The organism is Kytococcus schroeteri (genome assembly GCF_002847825.1).
Lineage (GTDB): Bacteria > Actinomycetota > Actinomycetes > Actinomycetales > Dermatophilaceae > Kytococcus > Kytococcus schroeteri.
The window spans coordinates 815-1,150 of sequence record NZ_PKIZ01000042.1; the positions used below are offsets into that span (position 1 = coordinate 815).

Consider the following 336-nt stretch of genomic DNA (forward strand, 5'->3'; position numbering starts at 1 on the left):
AATGGATGGATCCTTGGTGATTCACTCAGACCGCGGAGCACATTATCGAGGCAGCAGCTGGCGAAGCATGACCGAGAAGTTCGGAATACTTCGCTCTATGTCGAAGAAAGGCTGTAGCCCCGACAATGCAGCATGTGAGGGGTTCTTCGGCCGAATGAAAAACGAAATGTACTACGGCAGAACCTGGCAGAACCCCCAAGAGCTCGAAGAAGCAATCGCGACATACATCGAGTTCTACAACAATCACCGAATCAAGATCAGCCTCGATGGTTTGAGCATTACCGAATACCGAAAAGTCAATGTAGCGTGACATCGAAACTGTCTAAAAAAACGTCC

The 336-nt window shown here is 48.8% G+C and carries 1 protein-coding gene; it reads left to right on the plus strand.

Annotated features, from left to right (window positions below; all coding sequences use genetic code 11):
• The coding region (locus tag CYJ76_RS11410) for an IS3 family transposase (protein WP_144043097.1) at positions 1-310 on the plus strand (310 nt) is incomplete at its 5' end.
• Positions 311-336 lie beyond the last annotated feature (26 nt).